The 17,269-nt window shown below is 36.5% G+C and carries 18 protein-coding genes and 1 riboswitch; of the genes, 4 read left to right on the plus strand and 14 right to left on the minus strand.

Annotation, left to right across the window (positions count from 1 at the left end; all coding sequences use genetic code 11):
* Positions 1–20 precede the first annotated feature (20 nt).
* The 10 genes from fabI to mgtE all read right to left on the minus strand — a co-directional run bounded on the left by fabI (position 21) and on the right by mgtE (position 10,109).
* Positions 21–794 (minus strand): enoyl-ACP reductase FabI, encoded by a 774-nt coding sequence (gene fabI, locus WCV66_RS25675; RefSeq protein ID WP_185652896.1) that lies wholly within the window; start codon positions 792–794, stop codon positions 21–23.
* Positions 795–1,009: 215 nt separating this feature from the next.
* Positions 1,010–1,663 carry a thiamine phosphate synthase gene (thiE, locus tag WCV66_RS25680; protein ID WP_338787394.1) on the minus strand — a complete coding sequence of 218 codons (654 nt, stop codon included), beginning with the start codon at positions 1,661–1,663 and terminating at the stop codon, positions 1,010–1,012.
* Between the two features lie 296 nt (positions 1,664–1,959).
* A complete protein-coding gene (thiD, locus tag WCV66_RS25685; RefSeq protein WP_338787395.1) occupies positions 1,960–2,769 on the minus strand; it encodes a bifunctional hydroxymethylpyrimidine kinase/phosphomethylpyrimidine kinase in 810 nt (269 codons plus the stop codon).
* Between the two features lie 20 nt (positions 2,770–2,789).
* Positions 2,790–3,806: a thiazole biosynthesis adenylyltransferase ThiF gene (locus tag WCV66_RS25690; RefSeq protein ID WP_066336277.1), complete on the minus strand. Its 1,017-nt coding sequence runs from the start codon at positions 3,804–3,806 to the stop codon at positions 2,790–2,792.
* On the minus strand, positions 3,806–4,573 hold the full coding sequence (locus WCV66_RS25695; protein WP_185652893.1) for a thiazole synthase: 768 nt from the start codon (positions 4,571–4,573) through the stop codon (positions 3,806–3,808). Before WCV66_RS25695 ends, WCV66_RS25690 begins: the two co-directional genes overlap by 1 nt.
* 4 nt (positions 4,574–4,577) lie before the next feature.
* Positions 4,578–4,781, minus strand: a complete 204-nt coding sequence (gene thiS, locus WCV66_RS25700; protein ID WP_066336283.1) for a sulfur carrier protein ThiS — start codon at positions 4,779–4,781, stop codon at positions 4,578–4,580.
* 5 nt (positions 4,782–4,786) lie between these two features.
* Positions 4,787–5,905 carry a glycine oxidase ThiO gene (gene thiO, locus WCV66_RS25705; protein WP_338787397.1) on the minus strand — a complete coding sequence of 373 codons (1,119 nt, stop codon included), beginning with the start codon at positions 5,903–5,905 and terminating at the stop codon, positions 4,787–4,789.
* Entirely contained in the window at positions 5,889–6,509 is a 621-nt protein-coding gene (tenI, locus tag WCV66_RS25710) for a thiazole tautomerase TenI (protein WP_338787398.1), read from the minus strand. Before tenI ends, thiO begins: the two co-directional genes overlap by 17 nt.
* A 92-nt stretch (positions 6,510–6,601) precedes the next feature.
* A riboswitch (TPP riboswitch) is annotated at positions 6,602–6,712 on the minus strand.
* A gap of 82 nt (positions 6,713–6,794) precedes the next feature.
* Positions 6,795–8,642: a monovalent cation:proton antiporter family protein gene (locus tag WCV66_RS25715; protein WP_157094458.1), complete on the minus strand. Its 1,848-nt coding sequence runs from the start codon at positions 8,640–8,642 to the stop codon at positions 6,795–6,797.
* Positions 8,643–8,741: 99 nt separating this feature from the next.
* Positions 8,742–10,109 carry a magnesium transporter gene (gene mgtE, locus WCV66_RS25720; protein ID WP_413789621.1) on the minus strand — a complete coding sequence of 456 codons (1,368 nt, stop codon included), beginning with the start codon at positions 10,107–10,109 and terminating at the stop codon, positions 8,742–8,744.
* A gap of 371 nt (positions 10,110–10,480) precedes the next feature.
* Here mgtE and WCV66_RS25725 point away from each other — a divergent pair, with 371 nt between their 5' ends.
* Both WCV66_RS25725 and prpE read left to right on the plus strand, forming a co-directional pair.
* Positions 10,481–11,650 (plus strand): FtsW/RodA/SpoVE family cell cycle protein, encoded by a 1,170-nt coding sequence (locus WCV66_RS25725; RefSeq protein ID WP_066336294.1) that lies wholly within the window; start codon positions 10,481–10,483, stop codon positions 11,648–11,650.
* A 249-nt stretch (positions 11,651–11,899) separates the two neighbouring features.
* Complete coding sequence (gene prpE, locus WCV66_RS25730) at positions 11,900–12,637, plus strand: bis(5'-nucleosyl)-tetraphosphatase PrpE (RefSeq protein ID WP_338787399.1); 738 nt, start codon at positions 11,900–11,902, stop codon at positions 12,635–12,637.
* Between the two features lie 87 nt (positions 12,638–12,724).
* Here the strand turns inward: prpE and WCV66_RS25735 are convergent, their stop codons facing one another.
* The 4 genes from WCV66_RS25735 to WCV66_RS25750 form a co-directional block, all read right to left on the minus strand.
* Complete coding sequence (locus WCV66_RS25735; RefSeq protein WP_338787400.1) at positions 12,725–13,615, minus strand: RluA family pseudouridine synthase; 891 nt, start codon at positions 13,613–13,615, stop codon at positions 12,725–12,727.
* A 21-nt stretch (positions 13,616–13,636) separates the two neighbouring features.
* Positions 13,637–14,440, minus strand: coding sequence for an NAD kinase (locus tag WCV66_RS25740; RefSeq protein ID WP_066336301.1), 804 nt, complete (start codon positions 14,438–14,440; stop codon positions 13,637–13,639).
* 67 nt (positions 14,441–14,507) lie between these two features.
* Positions 14,508–15,143, minus strand: coding sequence for a GTP pyrophosphokinase family protein (locus WCV66_RS25745; protein WP_185654015.1), 636 nt, complete (start codon positions 15,141–15,143; stop codon positions 14,508–14,510).
* A 108-nt stretch (positions 15,144–15,251) separates the two neighbouring features.
* Entirely contained in the window at positions 15,252–15,629 is a 378-nt protein-coding gene (locus WCV66_RS25750) for a hypothetical protein (protein ID WP_338787402.1), read from the minus strand.
* A 195-nt stretch (positions 15,630–15,824) separates the two neighbouring features.
* On the opposite strand from WCV66_RS25750, the gene WCV66_RS25755 reads away from it, so the two are divergent.
* Positions 15,825–16,409 carry a CYTH domain-containing protein gene (locus tag WCV66_RS25755; RefSeq protein ID WP_338787403.1) on the plus strand — a complete coding sequence of 195 codons (585 nt, stop codon included), beginning with the start codon at positions 15,825–15,827 and terminating at the stop codon, positions 16,407–16,409.
* Between the two features lie 12 nt (positions 16,410–16,421).
* Positions 16,422–17,060: a lytic transglycosylase domain-containing protein gene (locus tag WCV66_RS25760; RefSeq protein ID WP_338789562.1), complete on the plus strand. Its 639-nt coding sequence runs from the start codon at positions 16,422–16,424 to the stop codon at positions 17,058–17,060.
* Positions 17,061–17,269 lie beyond the last annotated feature (209 nt).

The raw sequence follows: 17,269 nt of genomic DNA on the forward strand, positions 1-17,269 counted from the left end.
TAACGTTAAATTAGATTCATTTATCCTAAAATATGATAGCCTGAATCAACATGTAAATTTTCGCCTGTCATACCTCTTGATAAATCACTAAATAAGAATAAAGCTGTATCGCCAACTTCTTCTGGCGTTGTTGTTCTACGTAATGGTGAACGTTCTTCAATTTCTTTTAGGATTGAATTGAAATCACTAATTCCTTTTGCTGAAAGTGTGCGAATTGGACCAGCAGAAATCGAGTTAACGCGAATTCCATCTTTACCAAGGTCACTAGCTAAATATCTTACACTTGCTTCTAATGAAGCTTTTGCTACACCCATTACGTTGTAGTTAGGTAGAACACGCTCTCCACCAAGGTATGTTAATGTAACTATGCTTCCGCCTTCAGTCATAAGACCTCTTGCTTCTTTTGCAACAGCTGTTAAAGAATAAGAACTAATATTTTGCGCTAGTAAGAAACCATCGCGAGTAGTATTTAAATATTCGCCTTGCAATTCTTCTTTGTGGGCAAATGCGATACAGTGTGCAACACCATGGATCACACCTACTTCTTCTTTAATTGCAGTAAAGCATGTTTTTACTTCTTCATCATTTGTTACATCACAAGGTAAAACAATTGAATCATTACGCTCTAACGATTCAGCTAAGTCACGTACTGATTTCTCTAAACGTTCCCCTGCATATGTAAAGATTAGTCTAGCACCAGCATTATGTAAAGAACGTGCAATCCCCCATGCGATGCTACGTTTGTTCGCTACTCCCATAACCACAATATTGCGTCCATTAAGTGATAAGCTCATGTACATCCTCCTAATATTAATACATGTTATTAGTACCTGGTTATAATTATAGCATTAAATTACTCGAAGTGCTAGGAATGAAAAGTAATGGCACCTATTATTAAATAAGACGATGATTTTGCAACTTTGAAGTAGAATTTTGCAACTTTTAAGTGGAATCTTGCAAATCTAAAGGATAATCTTGCAACTATTTGATGGAATTTTGCAACTTCCCACTAAAATCTTGCAAACTCACCTATTTTACGAAAAGCAGCAGCTGCTTGCTTTGGTGATTCTGCTTGACTAATACCACTTATAATAGCAATTCCATTTGCACCAGCCTTGTAAACATTCGTTGCATTATCTAATGTAATCCCACCAATTCCTACTATCGGTAAATCCCTAAATCCTGATGTTCTAATTTGTGTGATAAGTTCAGGTCCTACAACAGCATGTGCATCAGTTTTCGTTTTTGTTGAATACATTGGACCTACTCCGATATAGTTAGCCCCATCCCTCACAGCTAATTTAGCCTCTTCAACTGAATGTGTAGATATTCCTAACCACTTATCTTGTCCAATTTGCTTTCTCGTAAGTAGTGGATCACAGTCATCTTGCCCAATATGAACCCCGTCTGCCCCTAGCTCTATCGCAAGCTCAATATCATCATTCACTATAAAAGGAACTTTATACTCTTTACATAGCTTTCTTAAGCTGTTTCCTAAATAAATACACTCCTGGCCAACTAAACACCCTACACCCTTTTCTCTAAACTGAAAAAGCGTAACCCCGCCCTCTAATGCCTCATATAACGTTTTCTCAGGATCTAGATCACGGCAATTTGTTGAACCCATAACAAAGTATACCTTTAATGCCTCCACAATGTTCATATCGATTAACTCCTTTTTAAATAGGCTCTTTTAAATTTGACTGTTGTTGCAGCGAGAGGCGTTCGCTTTCTGCGAGCGGTCTGGGAGCGTCCGCTGCGTCTTGCGATTGTATGATCTCCCTTTTGACTGGCATTTCAATGCAGAAGTCTCACTCATCCACATTATGCAAAAAGCAACAATCAGCTTTTTACATAGCCTTTAAATAAGAAAAACTGGCTCTAGTACGCATAAACTTTACACAAACTGACAAAAACAAGTCCAATTTGTGTAGAAAACGCAAAAGCCAGTCTTTTTCATTACCTATAAACGTTCCTTTTATTATATGCCCAATGATTCGTTGGACCATGACCACTACCAAATCCTAATTGATCCTCTATTGCGGATTGAATAAAGGCCTTTGCTGTTTGGATCGCGTCAAGTACGTTGTTTCCCTTGCTGATTTCAGCAGTGATTGCAGCAGCAAATGTACATCCTGTTCCATGTGTGTGCTTCGTCTCTTTTCGTTCTCCCTCAAAAAGGTGAAATGTATGACCATCATATAGGAGATCAGTAACCACATCATTTGTTGAATCATGACCACCTTTTACCATGACATTCTTTGCGCCAAGATCAACTAATCTTTTAGCCGCATCTTTTCTGTGATCCAGCGTGCGAATCTCCATTCCTGTTAACACCTCAGCTTCAGGAATATTAGGAGTAATCACTTTTGCTAAAGGTAATAAACTTGTAATTAATGCCTCGTCCGCTTCTTCTTGTAAAAGCGATTGTCCACCTTTTGCTACCATTACTGGATCGACAATTATATTTTCCCAGCCGTAATGAACGATTTGCTGTGATACTAGACGAATCATGTCAGCGTTAAAAAGCATTCCTGTTTTTATAGCATGTGGTGATAAATCCTCTGCCACCGAATCAATTTGCGTTTTTAATGCCTCTAAAGTCAGCGGGTATACACCTTGAACACCTAGTGTATTTTGAGCAGTAACAGCAGTAATAGCAGTCATTCCAAAAACACCTAGCTCTTGAAATGTTTTTAAATCAGCTTGAATCCCTGCTCCTCCACCAGAATCAGAGCCTGCAATTGTCAATGCACGAGATACAGTCATCTTAATTTCCTCCTTGCAACTTAACCGATGTAGCGATGATAGATCGTTTTGGCCTCGGCAATATCCTTTGTCCCATGGATAAGTGCGCGTCCATCCTTAAAAAGGACAACTCGATGCTCTCCAAATGTAAACGACATTAAAAATGGATTTTCTAAAAATGCATCTGCTATTGGTTTAATACGTTCAGAAATATTCTCAAATGAGATCTGCTTTCCATTTGTTGGCCTAATCTGAACAGTATCTCTTCCACATAAAACCGCAGCTTTCGTTTCTTTCTCAGCTGTTAAATATGGGTATACTGGATTTGTCCCACAAGTAGGACATGCATCATTTTTTAAACGATCCATATTAATCGAAGAATATTGATTTTTCCAAAGGTCAAATGATACTAGCTTACTGCGAAGATTTTCTTCATCTCCGACAAGTAGCTTTAACACCTCTGCAGTTTGATGTGACGTAACCATGCTAACAATAGGTGAGATGACACCAACAGTATCACAAGTCATCCCATCAAATGGGATATGCTTTAATAAACAATGAAGACACGGTGTTTTCTTCGGGATCACGGTAAAGGATAGACCATAGCTCCCAACACATCCACCGTAAATCCACGGGATGTCATGTTTTAATGAAACATCATTGATCAATAGCCTTGTTTCGAAATTATCAGTTGAATCAACGATGACATCGACTCCATCCAGCCACCCTTCAATGTTAGCGGAGGTTACATCTTCAACAAATGCTTGAACTTCAACCTCTGAATTGATTTCATGTAGATGGTTTTTAGTAGCAATCGCCTTCGGAATACGATTGCTTGCATCTTTTTCAACGTATAGCTGTTGTCTTTGTAAATTGCTCCACTCCACATAATCACGGTCAATAATCGTTAATTTTCCGATCCCAGCTCGTGCAATCATCTCAGCATTAGCCGTGCCAAGCGCACCTGCACCAACAATTAGCACATGCTTATTCTTAATCTTTTCTTGACCACTTTCTCCAATTGGAGCAAATAATTGTTGTCTTGAGTAGCGTTCCATTAAGTTGTCATCATTCCTTCTGTTGGACTACTAGCTGTTGCATATTCCTTTTTAGGAATTCTACCAGCTTCAAAGCCAAGTCTGCCGGCTTCAATTGCAAGCTTCATCGCAACCGCCATTTTTATTGGGTCCTGTGCAGCAGAAACAGCTGTATTTAATAAAACTCCATCTGCACCTAGCTCCATAGCTAATGATGCATCAGAAGGTGAACCAATACCAGCATCCACGATAACAGGGACCTTTGATTGTTCAATAATAAATTGAAGATTCAACGGATTGAGTATTCCTTGACCAGATCCAATTGGTGAAGCACCAGGCATAATCGCGTGTACACCTAATTCCTCTAATTTTCTTGCCAACACAACATCATCTGATGTGTAAGGTAATACGATAAACCCTTCATCTAATAACATTTCACTTGCTTTTAATGTTTCTACTGGATCAGGAAGTAATGAACGCCAGCAGCCAATTACCTCTACTTTTATCATGTCACATAAGCCTGATGCTTTTGCAAGTCTAGCAATTCTTACTGCTTCTTCAGCTGTTTTAGCCCCAGCAGTATTAGGTAGTAAAGTATACTTTGAAACATCAAGCTGTTCTAAAAAGTTTGGTTGTGATTCTTCAAAAATATTCATTCGACGAACAGCAAAGGTTAAGATTTCAGACTCAGATTGTGCTACAGCTTCCTTTTGAACCTCAAATGATGGATATTTACCTGTACCTAATAATAATCTTGATTGGAATGTTTTATCAGCAATTTTTAACATGTTATCATCCTCCTCCTACAAAATGAACAAGTTCAACTTCATCACCGTTCTGTATATCAGTTGATTCATATTGGTCTTTTAAAATAATTTCTCGATTATGCTCGACAATGACAAGTCGATCCTCTAGCTTATAAAAAGCTAATAGCTGTTGAATCGTCTGAATGTCACCACTTAATTCTACGATTTCACCATTCAATTTAATGCTCATCTTTTTCACCTCATTGTTTGCACTTGAAGTCTATTAACTGAAAATGCCTTCACATAGTCTTCATTTTGTTTCCTATTTAAAATAAGATCTCTAATCATCAACCCTGTTTTCGGTGCTAATAGGATACCATTTCGATAATGGCCAGTTGCAAAATAAATATTTTCACCTTCAGGATGTTGACCAATGTAAGGTTTTCCATCAATTGTTTGTGGCCTTAAGCCTGCCCATGTATCAATAAGTTGTGCTGAAGAAATGCTAGGTATAATCGGTGTTACTTTTTCTATGAGTGATTGGATTCCAGCAATTGTTGGCACTGTACTCCAATCATCCTCAACCATCGTCGCACCAATGACAAATCTCCCATCACCTTTTGGTACAATATAGCAATGATCATAAAAAATTGTTTTCTCCAAGCCTATATCATTGCTTTTAATAGACAGACATTCCCCTTTTACAGGAGTTATTCCAGCATCTAAACCTAATTTCTTAAAGAAATGTCCACTCCAAACTCCATTTGCGATGACAATGTTTTTACATACAAAATCAGTGACCGGAGTAGATAGAGTGTACTCATTCGTTACTGTTTTCTTTATTTCATGTACTGGTGTATTCTCTAAAATCGTTGCTCCTAGTAATCTAGCAGACTTTGAAAATGCTGCACAAACATGGTATGGTGACACATGTCCGTCCTCTGGTATGTAAAGTGCACCTTTAATTGTTGCTGATAGAGTGGGTTCACTCTCTAGTACTACCTCTTTTGAGTGCCATTCCACTGATTCATGATACTTCACAACATCTTTTAAAGCAGAAGCCTCAGCATCTGTCATCGCTAGCTTATACATCCCTTTATCTACAAACTGAATATTAATCTGTGATATTTGTGAAAGTTCATCACGTAATACATGGTAGTGTTGTTGACTCTCTTTAGCAAATTGAAAAAATGCATCATTATTTTCTAACTCAGAATTTGCACCAAGCATACCAGCTGCAGCACTTGTCGCACCATTCCCTATCTTATTACTTTCTAAAATAAGGACAGATACGCCTTCTTTTGCTAATTGATAGGCGATCGATTGACCAATGATACCACCACCAATGATTCCTACCTCAAACTGTGTTTTCACGGTTTCTCACCTCTACTAAACTCAATCTTAATTCTTGTAATGCATTCTTTGGATTGTCACTTGCTATTACATAGGACATAACCGCTATGCCACTTAAATTCATCCCTGATAGCTTTGGTATGTTATTAGGAATAATTCCACCTATTGCAATAACAGGAATTCTTACACTTTGACATATTTCAGCTACTTGTTGTACCCCTCGAGGAGCTAGGTTTGGTTTTGAATTTGTTGGAAAAATATGCCCAAATAATAGATAATCCGCACCTGCTTTTTCACATTCAATTGCTTCTTGCAGAGAATGCACAGATCGACCGATCCTTAAATCAGGGTTCATTCGTCTTACCTTTTCGATAGGAAAGCTATGTCCTGGTAAGTGAACATTAGGAATTTCGTGCAAAAGTGCTACATCAAGTCGATCATTAATAACTAGCTTACTCTTTGGTACTCCGTTATTTAGTAAGATCGAGACAATCTCCAGTATTTCCGATACTGATTTCGTTTTTTCACGTATATGGATATAATCTACTTTATCGTGAATCATTACTATTCGTTTTGTTAATTCACAAACTGTCTGTTTCCCGTCAGATATGACATGAATCTCCAACTTTTTCACCTTAATTCATTTTCTTATGCAATTCCTTAAAATATAAAAAAACCACTTTCCGGGTAAGAAAGTGGTTTACATACATAGTTGTTTTATGCCGTAATCCACTTCCCTACGCTGGTACAAACCAGATCAGGTTATAAGGGTTTAAAAAGAAACACTTTCATCTCAGCCCCTTTATTGGGGATCCCCTAGCGGTCTTATTATTGACTTATATCTATCATACCAAATGTTTTTTAACTTTCAAGGAAAACTTCTTAAACATTCAGATAATACATTTGAAAATCAGATAAGCTCAAGCTCTCGTTTTAATTCCTTCACATACTCTCTTGAGCCTGTAACAATTAGACGATCACCAAGCTTTAAATCAGTATCCCCGTGAGGAACAATCGAATCCTTTCCTCTAAAGATTCGAACGAAAATGATATCTCCTGTGAACGGGAAGTTACGTAACAAGATATTATCATATTTTGCATTGTTTAAGTTTATTTGATAAAGCATTGTTTCTTGGTTTGTAATAATCCGCATTACACTTGGTGCTTCAATAAGCGCTCGTAACATTGTTTTTGTAGATAGCAATGTAGAGAAAACATCAATACCATGTTCCTTCATTTTTCCATCTAATTCAGGTGAAGCCACACTGGCAATGATACGATTCACTTGTTCATCTTTTGCAAACAGAGCGATTTCAGCATTTCTTTCTTCATCACCTGTTGCAACGACTATCAGATCAACCTCAAACGCATTTTGTTCCTTTAACGTCTCAACCTGAAAATCTTTTAATTCTTTTATTTCAAATAATGATTCAGAAATTTGTTTATCAAGTTTATCTTGCTGAATATGATAAATCGTTGTTTCATATAAATCTGGGTTTAGCTCTCTTGTTACAGGTAATGACATTTGATTCGCACCGATAAAAGCAACTTTAATTTTTGGATTTTCATTTTTGTGCACTGGAAAGAGCTTTTTAAAGAATATCGGTGTGACTATACTCGTGATAACGGCAACTAATATGAGAGCACCTGACATCTCAGAAGTAATAATCTCCATTCTTTCCCCAATTGTTGCTGCAGCAATCACTAATGAAAGTGTTGAGGTTAATAGAAAACCTGATGCAAGAGTTGTTTTCATATCATACCAGCGTTTTAAGTAAAGCACTGGAACAATCTTCGAAATTAGCAGGGCAATAATAAGTAAAGGAATTAATAAAAAGATCTTCGGATCCTTAAATAATGCCCAGATGTCTAAGTCTACTCCAACCATTACAAAAAATATTGGAATTAAAAATCCATAACCAAAGGAATCAAGCTTTTGAACCATTTCCTTATTTGGAGATAAAAGTGAAACTAATACACCTGCTAAGAAAGCTCCTAGGATATTTTCAGCACCAATTGTTTCAGAGATAGCTACTAACACAATAATAAGTGTGAATACAGCTCTCGTGCCAATTTGAATTGTTCCTTTTGACATCGTTTCAATAAATGAACGATTCTTGAAGGATTTCCCTAAGAAATATAGTAAAACACCCGCTCCAAACAGAATTAACAATAACCACGTGTTACTGTCTCCTCCACCATAAACTGACGCAAAGACAGCAAGTAAAACCATCGTTACTAAATCGGCAATAACAGCTATTAGAAGGATAATTTGCCCGATATTTGATTTCATAATTTGGGCGTCCTTTAAGGTCGGTACAACAACTCCTAGTGAAATCGTCGAAATAATCAGCGTCATTAAGAAGGCATTATCCATTAAGCCGATCAAGACAAAGAAATAGGAAAGCAGTAATGATAAAACAAAAATCCCTGCAAAAATGACACTCGATACTAAAAATGTATTTGGAGCATTTTTTCCTGAAGGAAGCTTTTCCTTCTTCTTACCTCCAGCGAATGCTGAAAAGTCAATTTCAAGACCACTTAAAAACATTAAGAAAATAAAACCAAGCATTGACAGTGTTTCAAGCCACATATCCTCTGATACGGCATTGAAGCCACTTTTACCAATTATTAATCCGACAATGATTTCAGCAACAACAACTGGCATAAAGTTCATTTTTAAGCGGTGTAACAAAATAGGTGTTAGAAATGCCGCAAGGATAACTATTACTAATGAAGTTACGGATGCACCATGCATCATATCCCTCCCTTATCTATTTGATATCGTTCACCAAAAGTGTTTCTTTATTAAAACAAAGTAAAAGCTTCATGTAAAATGTTAACTCTTCTATAACCACTAAATTAAATATTGCATAAACAAAGTAGCCATGCCAAAGTAAATTAAAATACTAATGATATCATTAATTGTTGTAATAAAAGGACCTGACGCCACCGCTGGATCTACCTTTAATCTGTGCATGATGAGCGGGATAAAGGCCCCTGCAATCGTCGCAACTGTTAAAGTAGCTAGAATTGAAATCCCCACTAAAATTCCTAAAAAGATATCCCCTTGCCAAACAAAAACGACGAGTGTAACAACAATTCCACATATCGTTCCTGTTATCAGACCTGTTCCAGCTTCTCTTAAAACCATTTTAAATGTACTTTGCTCTTCAGCATCTCCAACTGCTATTCTTCTTACCGCAACAGCTAGAGCTTGTGTACCAGTATTTCCTGCCATCCCTGCTATTAATGGAATAAAAACAGCTAAAATGGCTACCTTATCTAAAGTCTCTTCAAATCTGCCAATAAGACTAGCAGTAAACATACCTAAAAACAGAAGGATAATTAGCCAAGGAAGTCTTTTTTTTGCTGCTGAAAATGGACCACGATCATTTGAATCAACATCTGAAATAGCTGCTAGCTTTGAGTAATCATCACTGGCTTCTTCATCGATTACGTCAACAATATCATCTACTGTAATAATTCCAAGTAAGTGACCTCTAAAGTCTATAACAGGAAGTGCTAAGAAGTTATAATCCTTCATTTTTCGGGCTACCTCTTCTTGGTCTTCTGCAACACTAACGGTATAAACACGTTCATTCATTACCTCAGATATCATTGTATCTGGTTCATTAATGATTAAATCCCTAAGAGAAATGACCCCTGCTAGTTTTTTATCCTCATCAATGACATAAATGTAATAAATGGTCTCTGCATTAGGTGCCTCATTTTTCAAGATCTGCATGGCAGAGTGTAATGTCTGATTTGCATGAATGGAAATATACTCCGTCGTCATAATACTTCCTGCAGTATATTCCTCATAATGGAGAAGCTCGCGGATTTCTTCAGCAGCTTCATCATCCATAATCGTTAAATAGCTTGCAACTTGATCCTTGTCTAGCTCATTTAATACATCTACAGCATCATCAGCATACATTTGTCCAAGCATATTTGCTGCAAATGTAGGATCCATCTCAGACAAAAACATTTCATACTGGTCATCATCATCTTCAATATTTTCAAAAACAGCCGCCATTTCCTCTGGAGACAGATATTTATAAACAGTATTACGGTCTTCCTCTTCTAACTTCACAAAAAGCTTTGCTTGATCATATGGATGCTGCTCTAAAAAAATCTCACGGAATTCATCCATATTCTGACTTGATAACGCAGCTAGTAATGCTTCTTCTTCCAATTCTACTTTTTCTCTTTCATCTGACACTATAGGTCCTCCTCTCCATTTAGTCTCTCCCGCTTAGACTATTTCATTAATTACCTGAGGCTTGGGTCATAATTACTTCCATAGAATATGGGATAAATAAAATGAAAAAGTAGTGTAAAATAGAGATATACCATTTATTCGACACATTCTTCATCCATTCTACATATTGCGCTACATCTAATAAATACTATAATATTCTATATGAAATAAGTGGCGCATTACAATGAACAACGAAACATTCATAAAAAATTTACATTTTCATATTCTGTGACAAAGGATTCTTTGCAAATCGTTCACAATCGATTAAGATGGTTAATGATACAATGACAATGTAGAAATTTTCAAGTTTAAAGATTAGAAAGGGATCAACTATGACAACTGAAAAATTCCCTCAACAGCAAATAGATTATACGTTAATTTTTATTATGTTTTTATTAGCGATTATTAGTACATTCGCTATTAACAGTGCAGAAGAAACACTCCCTTCAGTACTTCAAGGTATTAATTTTTCAATGAAACAACTTCAATGGTATGTGATAGGTACAGTAGCTGTTTTCGTAACAATGCTTATAGATTACGATCGCTTTAAACAGCTTTCATGGTATTTATACGGATTTGGCATGCTGCTGTTACTCGGTTTAGAGGTTTTGCCTTCAGGAATTGTTCAAACAATTAAAGGTGCTACAAGCTGGTATAAGCTTGGGCCTTTAGGAAACTTTCAGCCTTCAGAATTAATGAAGATTTTTATGATCATCGTACTGAGTAAGATTATTGCTGATCACAGAGAAAAATACCCTAATAATACCCTAACAGATGATTTTCTTTTAATAGGAAAGCTTGCAGCTACTGCAGCACCACCTGTTCTTCTGCTAGTTAGACAACCAGATATGGGTATGACAATGGTATTCTGTGCAATAATTGCATCACTTGTTTTAGTATCTGGAATTAAATGGAGAATCATTTTAACAGCAGTTACTTCTGCGCTCCTTGCAATCGGAACAGTCTTGATTATCTTTTTTAAGTTTCCTGACTTTTTCCACAAGTATATTTTAAAAGAATATCAACTCGACAGATTTTACGGCTGGTTAAACCCTTACGAATATTCTGGTGAACAAGGCTTCCAGCTCGTAAAATCCTTACTTGCAATCGGTTCTGGGGAGCTTAGGGGAAAAGGTTATGCAAACCTTGAGGTCTATTTACCTGAAGCCCATACAGACTTTATTTTTGCTATCATTTCTGAACAATTTGGTTTTATTGGAGGAAGTATTGTCGTTTCACTCTTCTTCTTATTAATTTACAGAATGATTCATATTTCATTAGAAAGCAACGATCCATTTGGTAGCTATCTATGTACAGGGATCATCGGTATGATCACATTCCAAGTATTCCAAAACGTCGGAATGACAATTGGCCTTCTACCAATCACAGGCCTCCCATTACCATTCGTAAGCTACGGAGGAAGCTCACTCGCAACCTACATGGTCGCAATCGGCATTGTCCTAAACGTAAGATCCCGCACACGAAAATACATGTTTGATTAAAAAGATGGTACCCTAATTAGTGGGTACTATTTTTTTTGAGATGGGGACATTTGAGATGGGGACAGTCCCCATTTGGACACCTTACATATCATCCATCAAAAATAACGATCCATTGGGGACAGTCCCTTCAATTATTGAAACCTTTGTAAGTCTTGAAATTTAATCATTGTAAACTGATTCTTATACATTTGGGACTTCATTTGGGGACTGTCCCCAAAAAAAGTTCAAAAAAATATCAGAGGTGATAAAGTGCAAATTGATGTTGTTGGAGATATCCATGGTTGTTTTAATGAATTTGAAGCCTTAACGAAAAAGCTGGGGTATGATTGGGCTTCAGGAATTCCTGTACATCCTGATAGTCGTAAGCTTTCATTTGTTGGAGATTTAACTGATCGTGGTCCAGCTTCTTTAAGAGTAGTTGATGTAATTTATCGCTTAGTCAAAGAGAAACATGCCTTTTATTCACCTGGAAACCACTGCAATAAGCTATATAGGTTTTTTCTTGGTAATAAAGTTCAAATTACACATGGTCTTGAAACAACTGTTGCTGAATATGAGGCACTTTCCCATAGCCAACAAAATGAGGTTAAAAAGCAGTTTATTTGGCTTTATGAATCATCACCATTATATCAAGTTCTTGACAAGGGAAACTTAATTGTTGCACATGCAGGAATTCGAGAGGACTATATTGGAAAGAAAAGTAATGCTGTAAAGACCTTTGTCTTATATGGTGATATTACTGGTAAAAAGAATCCAGATGGGACGCCTGAACGTCGAGATTGGGCTCAGCATTATGATGGAAAAGCTCTAATCATTTATGGTCATACTCCAATAAAAGAACCGCAGCGATTAAAACGCACGATTAACATTGACACTGGTGCTGTATTTGGCAACAAGCTTACCGCTTATCGTTATCCAGAGGATCAACTAATTTCAGTCGACTCCACGCTTCCATATGATGAATCAAGATTCCGAGATAGAGGGTAGATTATTCTTTAGTTAATGCCTCTCTTCATTTTTGCTTTCCTTTAAGCTATAGTCTTCTCTAAAACACAAATGAACCCACTAACTCAATTAGTGGGTTCTAGCCAATCTTTCCATATCCTCAGGCAATTCAGATGCAAACTGTACTTCCTTTTCTAACAAAGGGTGCCAAAATGATAATTGGGCACTGTGGAGTGCTTGCCGGTTAATTTCTTTAACATCCCCGCCGTATAAAGTATCACCACAGAGCGGATGACCCATTGACGAAAGATGTACACGAATTTGATGTGTTCTACCAGTTTCAAGCACTAGCTTGATATGTGTTTTGTTTTTAAGAGTATGAAGAACTTGAAAATGAGTTACCGCTTCCTGGCCATCCTCACAAATTTCCCTCTCTATAATGCTGTCTTTCTTACGGCCAATTGGGCTTGTAATTGTTCCCGCTTGCTGTTCGATCACTCCATGAACAATCGCTTCATATGTACGATGAATTTCCTTTTTCTTTTGCTGATCTGAAAATAATGAGTGAGCAAAACGGTGCTTTGCTACAAGCATTAATCCGGAGGTATCTTTATCTAAGCGATTCACTATATGAATCGTTGAAGGAATTTGCTGCTGTTGATAATAGTTTATTAATCCATTTGCTAATGTTCCCTTTACATGGTCGCGGGATGGAATGGATGGTACAAAGGCAGGTTTATCAATTACTAAGCAATGATCGTCTTCATAAACAATTTTAAATGGGACATCATCAGCAATAAGACCTGCCCCTCTTTCTTCCTTAGGAAAAATAACAGTGAGGATATCATTCTCTTTAAGATTGTAACGTACCGTCACATGATGAGAATTAACTAATAAATCTCCTCCGTTAAATTTAATATCCGTTAAAGCACGCTTTGAGATTTTCTTTTCTTTCACAAAATCCAAAACAGTTTTGCCAACATCTTCACTTAAAATCTTCCAATTTAGTTGAAATGTCATGTTATGAAAACCTTCCTACTTTTATCTTCCTATATCCCCTACAAAGGAATCGCGTACCCTTTTCCAAAACGGGAAAGGTTTAAAGCGAGCAAATCTTACATTTTCATTTGCCACTCGACATTGAATCGATTTAACATCCTTATGTAAAAGAGTTAAATGATCAATCGTAATTTGAAAATCAACATCGTTCACTGGCTTCAACATACAAGTGTGATGTTCAGGTAAGATAAGCGGTGATCCGATTGTACGGAACACTCGATTATTGATGGATGCCATTTCGGCCAGCTGAATTGCTCGTAATGAAGGATGAAGAATCGCACCACCTAATGCTTTATTATAGGCAGTACTACCAGAAGGTGTAGACATACATAGCCCATCACCACGGAACGTTTCAAAGGTTTGTCCCTTGATTTCAACATCCATCACAAGAGTACCTTCAATACTTTTCACTGTACATTCGTTTAGCGCTAAATATCTCGCTTCACGACCACCATCATTATGACGAATAATAACCTCTAATATTGGATATTCCACAACCTGGTATGGTGTCTTCGCAATGGCGATAACGAGTTTTTCAATTTCATCAGGTACCCAATCGGCATAAAATCCAAGATGACCTGTATGTACACCAATAAAAGCAGTCTTATCCAATCTGCTACGATAACGATGAAACGCATATAAAAGGGTACCATCCCCACCAACAGAGATAACAATGTCTGGACGATCTTCATCATATTCTAATTGAAAATCCAATAAATAGGTTTTCATTTTTTGCATTATAGAGTTTGAAACAGGATCTCCCTTTGATGAAATGGCAAACTTCATTCAATTCTACCCCTTTATATTTTAGATTCTTTTCCTTAAAAAAAAGACTTTCAAATAACGCCGACCATTATGTACGATCATTTTCGGTTTTTCTTGAGAAGATAGCTTGAGCCTCTTGAACCTCTCCTCTAATTTGGGACATTTCTTCATCTAGAGAATATGCCGCTTCTGCTGCTCGTTTTAAACGAACCTTTATGTCTTCAGGAATATTCCCACTATATTTATAATTAATTGAATGTTCAATAGTTGCCCAAAAGTTCATTGATAATGTTCGAATTTGGATTTCTACGAGCAGTTTCTTTTCTCCTGCTACTGTTTGAACAGGGTATCTTGCCACTACATGATAGGAACGATAACCACTATCCTTTTTACTCGTAATATAATCTCGTTCTTCAACAATCTCTAAATCATTTCTATTTTTTAGCATATTTACCACTACTTTTATATCATCAACAAACTGACACATCATTCGAATTCCTGCTATATCCTGCATATCATCTTCCAAATTTTCAATTGGAATACCTTTACGTTTGGACTTATCAAGTATACTCGCAATTGGTTTAACACGACCAGTTACAAACTCAATTGGAGAATTTGAATGCTCTAGTTCATATTGTGATCTAATTCCTCTTAATTTTACCTTTAATTCCTCAACAGCTTGGTTGTAAGGTGCTAAAAATAATTTCCATTGTTCGCTTTGCATGTAAAATCCCCCTTAAGCCACCACACAATAAAGCCTAAAAAATGCAGACACTGGTGCTAGACAAGAATACAAAGTATAAAATCCTTGTAGTTACTCATTGTCTATGGATTATGTTAAAGAAAATAACTCAACAACCTTTTTCTCCATCTCTTCACCATAGTTTGCATTTCCCTTGATATTTTCTAACAGATAATCAAGTTCATCAAATAACTCGACTAATTCTAAATTTTGTTCTTTTATTTGTAAGATTACCTTAAGGCCTTTATCTTTTGCTTCTCTTAATTGTGTCCAAATTGTATGTGGTAATCCAGCATAGACAAACTCATCAGCAGTTTCTAAAATATAGATAAATGCCAATTGATCAGAATCAACAAGCATCTGTCCTTTTGCCTGTAATCCTTGCATTTCGATTGAATTGGATTCAGGATGCAGAATTAGGCTATTATTGTCTATCATTGCTTTCGTTAGTTCAATTCTTTTATTCATAAAAATATCTCCTTCCATTACGCGTTCCATGATTATTTTACCATATTAAAAACTCACATGATAACATTGCGAGATGATTAGATTCAGGAGATAATAAAAGAAATGGAAATGTGCAAAGGATCAGTCTTCTCTGAACTGATACGAGATACAAAATCACGAAACTATAAAATTGATCTATGAGAGGATTCACTTGATATGTCACAGGAAATAGAGATTGAATTCAAAAATTTACTTACCGAAATAGAATTCCAAAAAATAAAAACTGCTTTTCATATAGAGGATCATGAATTTATCAAGCAAGAAAACCACTACTTTGATACTCCTCAGTTCTCTCTAAAAGAGCTTGGAGCAGCCCTTAGAATTAGAAAAAAGCAAGAACATTATGTTATGACATTAAAGGAACCAGCAAAAATTGGTTTGTTAGAAACACACCAAACAATCACAAAGGAAGCTGCTACTGAAATGATTAAAACAGGTCAACTTTTTGCTGGACAAATTGTTGATCAGCTTCGAAAATTAGGTATTAATGACAAATCGATAACTTATTTTGGAACCCTTACAACGATGCGAGCGGAAAAAAATCATCGAAATGGTTTACTCGTCCTTGATCATAGCCGATATTTAACTGTAGAGGATTTTGAACTTGAATATGAAGTTCAGGATGAAGCAAAAGGGAAAGTGATTTTTCAAGAAATTTTAAATGAGCTCGAGATTCCAATTCGCCATACAAAAAATAAAATTCGCCGTTTTTATGAGCAAAAATATAAAGAGATGGGGTAAGGTAGCTTGGATATAAAATTGAATTACTATAAAACGTTATTAGAGCTACAAGCATTGCGCAACTTTAATGACAAAACAACTGGTAATCAAGCTTCGGTGTTTGAAACAGATTTCCAAGAATTATTGCAATCATTTTTAAATTCTTCATCTGTTGAGACACCAGTAAAACATTCAGCAACTTCTTTGAATACCTTATCTAATATGTTGGGTAATTCTTCTCAATTAGTCGGATTATCTGCTATTAAAGATGTAACAACACATTCAATCAAAATATCTGGAAGCATGGACGAGCTGATTACGAAAGCTGCAGCGAAATATGGAGTTGATGAAAAGCTTATTCGAGCAGTGATCAAACAAGAATCTGGATTTAACCCTTCTGCAAAAAGCCATGTTGGTGCTGTGGGGCTTATGCAATTAATGCCAGCTACAGCTCGATCTTTAGGTGTACAAGATCCTTATGACCCTGCTCAAAACATTGAGGGTGGAACAAAGTATTTAAAGCAAATGCTTACACGTTATAACGGTGATGTGTCATTAGCGCTTGCAGCCTACAATGCTGGTCCAGGTAACGTTGATAAATACAGCGGAATCCCTCCGTTTAAAGAAACACAAAATTATGTACGTAAAATTACATCTACCTATAATGTTTGAGTCTCACTCTTAAAGTGAGACTCAATTAGTGTCGGGATTTTTTTATCCCTTTCCTGTAGCCCTACTACCGCAAGTTATGGAAAAAGTAGTCTGTGTACCTCCATCACAATTTAGAGCATATCAATTAATCAAAGCTATATATTGTGATCGGGAGCCTGACCCTTTTTCATGAGACTTAAGGTAACTTTTAGCAGAATTCAATACCCTTT

The sequence above is a fragment of the Metabacillus rhizosphaerae genome (assembly GCF_037201795.1).
Lineage (GTDB): Bacteria > Bacillota > Bacilli > Bacillales > Bacillaceae > Metabacillus > Metabacillus rhizosphaerae.

What these genes read in the sequence shown, in the direction of transcription:
- fabI (WP_185652896.1), bottom strand. Translation starts at nt 794, where the DNA reads ATGAGCTTATCACTTAATGGACGCAATATTGTGGTTATGGGAGTAGCG.
- thiE (WP_338787394.1), bottom strand. Translation starts at nt 1,663, where the DNA reads ATGAACATTGTGGAGGCATTAAAGGTATACTTTGTTATGGGTTCAACA.
- thiD (WP_338787395.1), bottom strand. Translation starts at nt 2,769, where the DNA reads ATGACTGTATCTCGTGCATTGACAATTGCAGGCTCTGATTCTGGTGGA.
- WCV66_RS25690 (WP_066336277.1), bottom strand. Translation starts at nt 3,806, where the DNA reads ATGGAACGCTACTCAAGACAACAATTATTTGCTCCAATTGGAGAAAGT.
- WCV66_RS25695 (WP_185652893.1), bottom strand. Translation starts at nt 4,573, where the DNA reads ATGTTAAAAATTGCTGATAAAACATTCCAATCAAGATTATTATTAGGT.
- thiS (WP_066336283.1), bottom strand. Translation starts at nt 4,781, where the DNA reads ATGAGCATTAAATTGAATGGTGAAATCGTAGAATTAAGTGGTGACATT.
- WCV66_RS25715 (WP_157094458.1), bottom strand. Translation starts at nt 8,642, where the DNA reads ATGCATGGTGCATCCGTAACTTCATTAGTAATAGTTATCCTTGCGGCA.
- WCV66_RS25725 (WP_066336294.1), top strand. Translation starts at nt 10,481, where the DNA reads ATGACAACTGAAAAATTCCCTCAACAGCAAATAGATTATACGTTAATT.
- WCV66_RS25735 (WP_338787400.1), bottom strand. Translation starts at nt 13,615, where the DNA reads ATGACATTTCAACTAAATTGGAAGATTTTAAGTGAAGATGTTGGCAAA.
- WCV66_RS25740 (WP_066336301.1), bottom strand. Translation starts at nt 14,440, where the DNA reads ATGAAGTTTGCCATTTCATCAAAGGGAGATCCTGTTTCAAACTCTATA.
- WCV66_RS25745 (WP_185654015.1), bottom strand. Translation starts at nt 15,143, where the DNA reads ATGCAAAGCGAACAATGGAAATTATTTTTAGCACCTTACAACCAAGCT.
- WCV66_RS25750 (WP_338787402.1), bottom strand. Translation starts at nt 15,629, where the DNA reads ATGAATAAAAGAATTGAACTAACGAAAGCAATGATAGACAATAATAGC.
- WCV66_RS25755 (WP_338787403.1), top strand. Translation starts at nt 15,825, where the DNA reads ATGTCACAGGAAATAGAGATTGAATTCAAAAATTTACTTACCGAAATA.